This is a genomic window from Collinsella sp. AF02-46-1 (genome assembly GCF_003465825.1).
In the GTDB taxonomy this organism is placed as follows: Bacteria; Actinomycetota; Coriobacteriia; order Coriobacteriales; family Coriobacteriaceae; genus Collinsella.
This window is the reverse complement of record NZ_QSBV01000008.1, coordinates 95,634-100,570: the sequence shown is the minus strand read 5'-3', so window position 1 is coordinate 100,570 and position 4,937 is coordinate 95,634. Positions and strand designations below refer to the sequence as shown.

At 63.4% G+C, this 4,937-nt stretch carries 2 rRNA genes; both read right to left on the bottom strand.

Going from position 1 to position 4,937, the window contains the following annotated elements:
• Positions 1-23 precede the first annotated feature (23 nt).
• Positions 24-2,998: ribosomal RNA gene (locus DWV20_RS04840) — 23S ribosomal RNA — on the bottom strand.
• A gap of 400 nt (positions 2,999-3,398) precedes the next feature.
• Positions 3,399-4,904 (bottom strand): 16S ribosomal RNA (locus DWV20_RS04835).
• Together the 16S and 23S rRNA genes form the textbook arrangement of a ribosomal RNA operon.
• Between the last annotated feature and the right edge of the window lie 33 nt (positions 4,905-4,937).

The following is a 4,937-nucleotide window of genomic DNA, read 5'->3' as shown; positions in this document are numbered from 1 at the left end:
GTCCCGCGGGCCGCGAGGTGCGGTTCCGGAAGAGCTCGGGCGATTAGTGCGGCTCGGCTGAGGACGTCGCCGTCCTTGCACCTGCCGTCTATCGACCAGGTAGTCTACCTGGGCCCTTACCGGAAGGAGAACTAATCCCTGGAACGGCTTCCCGCTTAGATGCCTTCAGCGGTTATCCGCGCCGCACGCGGCTACCCGGCCGTGCCGTTGGTCGACAACCGGTTCACCGGAGGTGCGTCCACCCCGGTCCTCTCGTACTGGGGGCAGCCTCCATCGATTCTCCTGCGCCCACGGAGGATAGGGACCGAACTGTCTCACGACGTTCTGAACCCAGCTCGCGTACCGCTTTAAACGGCGAACAGCCGTACCCTTGGGACCTGCTCCAGCCCCAGGATGCGATGAGCCGACATCGAGGTGCCAAACCTTGCCGTCGATGTGGACTCTTGGGCAAGATCAGCCTGTTATCCCCGGAGTACCTTTTATCCGTTGAGCGACGGCCCACCCACTCGGGGCCGCCGGATCACTAGAGCCTGCTTTCGCACCTGCTCGGCTTGTGGGCCTCGCAGTCAAGCCCGCTTGTACTCTTGCATTCAAAAGGACGGTTGCCGACCGTCCCGAGCGGACCTTCGCGCGCCTCCGTTACCCTTTAGGAGGCGACCGCCCCAGTCAAACTGCCCGCCTGGCACGGTCCCCGAGCCGGTTGACGGCCTCGGGTTAGGACGCCGGTCGCGCGAGGGCAGTATTCCAAGGGCGGCTCCCCGGGGGCTGGCGCCTCCGGATCGATGCCTCCTGCCTATCCTCTACACGCGGGACCAGCGGCCAATGCCAAGCTGCAGTGAAGGTTCACGGGGTCTCTCCGTCCTTCCGCGGGTAAGTCGCATCTTCACGACCAGTGCAATTTCACCGGGTCCATGGTCGAGACAGCGCCCAAGTCGTTGCGCCTTTCGTGCAGGTCGGAACTTACCCGACAAGGAATTTCGCTACCTTAGGACCGTTATAGTTACGGCCGCCGTTTACCGGGGCTTGGCTTCGGGGCTTCGCGCGATGCGCTAACTCCTCCGCGTGACCTTCCGGCACCGGGCAGGCGTCAGACCCTATACGTCGCCTTGCGGCTTCTGCAGAGTCCTGTGTTTTTGGTAAACAGTCGCTTGGGCCTCTCCACTGCGGCCCGCCTCCGCTCCCGGAGCAAGTCCGTTCACGTACGCGCGGGCACCCCTTCTCCCGAAGTTACGGGGCCATTGTGCCGAGTTCCTTGACCATGGTTGACCCGATCGCCTCGGTATGTTCTACCCACCCACCTGTGTCGGTTTGCGGTACGGGCGCGCACGCGCCTGCCTAGGGGTTTTTCTAGGGACCTCGGGCTCACTCGCTTCGCTTGATCGCTTCGTCCGGAGCCTCGCCCTCGTGCGGACCGGATTTCCCTGGTCCGCGGGCCGCGCTCCATCACGGGGACGTCCAGAACCCCGCCGAGCCACCCCCATCCGTCGCCCCGTCGGTCGTAGCGCCGCGTGCGCGGTGCAGGAATGTCTGCCTGCTGCGCGTCGGCTACGCCTCCCGGCCTCGCCTTAGCCCCCGACTGACCCTGGGAGGATTAGCCTTGCCCAGGAAACCTCGGGTTCACGGCGGACGAGTTACTCTCTCGTCTCTCGCTACTCATGCCAGCATTCTCACTCCCATGCGCTCCACCGCCGGTCGCCCGGCGGCTTCACCGCCCATGGGAAGCTCCCCTACCGATTCTATATAGATAAAATCCCGCCGCTTCGGTGTCCAGCTTAGCCCCGTGTATTGTCGGCGCATGTCCACTCGACCAGTGAGCTGTTACGCACTCTTTGAATGGATGGCTGCTTCTAAGCCAACATCCTGGTTGTCTGGGCGGACGCACATCCTTTGCCACTCGGCTGGAACTTGGGGACCTTAGCGGGCGGTCCGGGCTGTTTCCCTCTCGAGCACACAGCTTAGCCCACATGCTCTGACTGCCGCGCTCTGGGCCGCCGGCATTCGGAGTTCGGTTGGATTCGGTAGGCGGCGAAGCCCCCTCGTCCATCCGGTGCTCTACCTCCGGCGGTGAACGCGCGACGCTAGCCCTAAAGCTATTTCGGGGAGAACGAGATATCTCCGGGTTTGATTGGCCTTTCACCCCTATCCGCAGGTCATCGCCGCCGTTTTCAACCGACGTGCGTTCGGCCCTCCACGGGGTCTTACCCCCGCTTCAGCCTGCCCACGGATAGCTCACCCGGCTTCGCGTCCGCGGCGCGGGACTCAAGTCGCCCTGTTAAGGCTCGCTTTCGCTCCGGCTCCCTTTCGGTTAACCTCGCCCCGCGCCAGCGACTCGCTGGCTCATTCTACAAAAGGCACGCCGTCACACCATATAGGTGCTCCGACTGCTCGTGGGCGCACGGTTTCAGGTACTGTTTCACTCCCCTCCCGGGGTGCTTTTCACCTTTCCCTCACGGTACTGGTGCGCTATCGGTCACAGGGTAGTACTCAGGCTTGGATGGTGGTCCACCCAGGTTCGGACCGGGTTTCACGTGCCCGGCCCTACTCAGGGACCGCGTCGCGCCGTCCGGTCTGGGTTCGCGTACGGGGCTGTCACCCGCTGCGGCCGGCCCTCCCATGCCGTTCCGCTCCCCAGCCGGACCTGCGCCCGGGGGCGGCAGCCCCCGGATGCGCGGCCCTGCAACCCCGTCGGCGGAACCCCTGCCGGGTACGCCCGCTCGACGGTTTGGCCATCGGTCCCCTTTCGCTCGCCGCTACTCGGGGAGTCTCGAGATTGATTTCCTCTCCTCCGGGTACTTAGATGTTTCAGTTCCCCGGGTTGTCCTCCCCACCCCTATGTGTTCGGGGTGGGGATATCCACACTGCTGTGGATGGGTTCGCCCATTCGGAGACCCCCGGGTCGAAGGATGTGTGCTCCTCGCCGGGGATTATCGCAGCTTGCCGCGTCCTTCATCGGCTCCCTGTGCCAAGGCATCCGCCGTGCGCCCGTGGTATCTTGCGGGACCGCATCGGGCCCGCGGGATATCCACGTGTCGCTAATTAAGTTAAATTAATCGATATCATGAATAGCGCTCGTATGTCGCAATTCGGGTATCTCATACCGCGGCACAGTAGTTGACTGTGCTCGCGATCAGATGCTCCTCACTCATATATAAGTGAATTCTTCTTGTTTGGATCGGATGAATGATTGCTATCATTCTTGATTTAATCGCAGAAAAGAATCGAGTCTGGAAGATTCGGATCTTCCATCTCTCTCCTATCGCTATGCGGCTCTCAAGGTACGCGGGTGCGACCCCGGGGACCGGGTGCTGCGGGGAATCATCCTGGCGGACATCTACCGGACGGGCTCCTGCCCTCTATTCGAGTTAAAGTGTTTTCTCTCTAAGAATGTATCTCCCTAGAAAGGAGGTGATCCAGCCGCACCTTCCGGTACGGCTACCTTGTTACGACTTCACCCCCCTCACCCTCCACACCTTCGGCGCCTCCCCCCTCTCGGTTGGGCCGGCGACTTCGGGTGCAGACGACTCGGGTGGTGTGACGGGCGGTGTGTACAAGGCCCGGGAACGCATTCACCGCGGCATGCTGATCCGCGATTACTAGCAACTCCGACTTCATGGGGGCGGGTTGCAGCCCCCAATCCGAACTGGGGCCGGCTTTCCGGGATCCGCTCCCCCTCGCGGGGTGGCATCCCTCTGTACCGGCCATTGTAGCACGTGTGCAGCCCAGGGCATAAGGGGCATGATGACTTGACGTCGTCCCCGCCCTCCTCCGCCTTGACGGCGGCGGTCCCGCGTGGGTTCCCGGCATCACCCGATGGCAACACGCGGCGGGGGTTGCGCTCGTTGCGGGACTTAACCCAACATCTCACGACACGAGCTGACGACAGCCATGCACCACCTGTATGGGCTCCTCTCGGCCACGGGGTCTCCCCCGCTTCACCCATATGTCAAGCCCTGGTAAGGTTCTTCGCGTTGCTTCGAATTAAGCCACATGCTCCGCTGCTTGTGCGGGCCCCCGTCAATTCCTTTGAGTTTTAGCCTTGCGGCCGTACTCCCCAGGCGGGACGCTTAATGCGTTGGCTGCGGCACGGGGGGATCGTCCCCCCACACCTAGCGTCCATCGTTTACGGCTGGGACTACCAGGGTATCTAATCCTGTTCGCTCCCCCAGCTTTCGCGCCTCAGCGTCGGTCTCGGCCCAGAGGGCCGCCTTCGCCACCGGTGTTCCACCCGATATCTGCGCATTCCACCGCTACACCGGGTGTTCCACCCTCCCCTACCGGACCCAAGCCGCGGAGGTTCCGGGGGCTTCGGGGGGTTGAGCCCCCCGCTTCGACCCCCGGCCTGCCGGGCCGCCTACGCGCGCTTTACGCCCAATGAATCCGGATAACGCTCGCCCCCTACGTATTACCGCGGCTGCTGGCACGTAGTTAGCCGGGGCTTCTTCTGCAGGTACAGTCTTGACTCTTCCCTGCTGAAAGCGGTTTACGACCCGAAGGCCTCCGTCCCGCACGCGGCGTCGCTGCGTCAGGGTTCCCCCCATTGCGCAAGATTCCCCACTGCTGCCTCCCGTAGGAGTCTGGGCCGTGTCTCAGTCCCAATCTGGCCGGTCGGTCTCTCAACCCGGCTACCCGTTGTCGGCACGGTGGGCCGTCACCCCGCCGTCTACCTGATGGGCCGCGGAGCCATCCCCTCCCGTCGGGGCTTTAGCCGGGGTGCCATGCGGCACCCCGGGGTATCCGGTATTACCCGTCCTTTCGGGCGGCTATCCCGGGGGAGGGGGCAGGTTCTCCACGTGTTACTCAGCCGTTCGCCACTCGCTTCCCTCCGGAGAGGGGTGCCGTTCGACTTGCATGTGTTAGGCGCGCCGCCAGCGTTCATCCTGAGCCAGGATCGAACTCTCCGTCCAAAATATTCTGGGCTTCGAGCCCGTCCGGTCCTC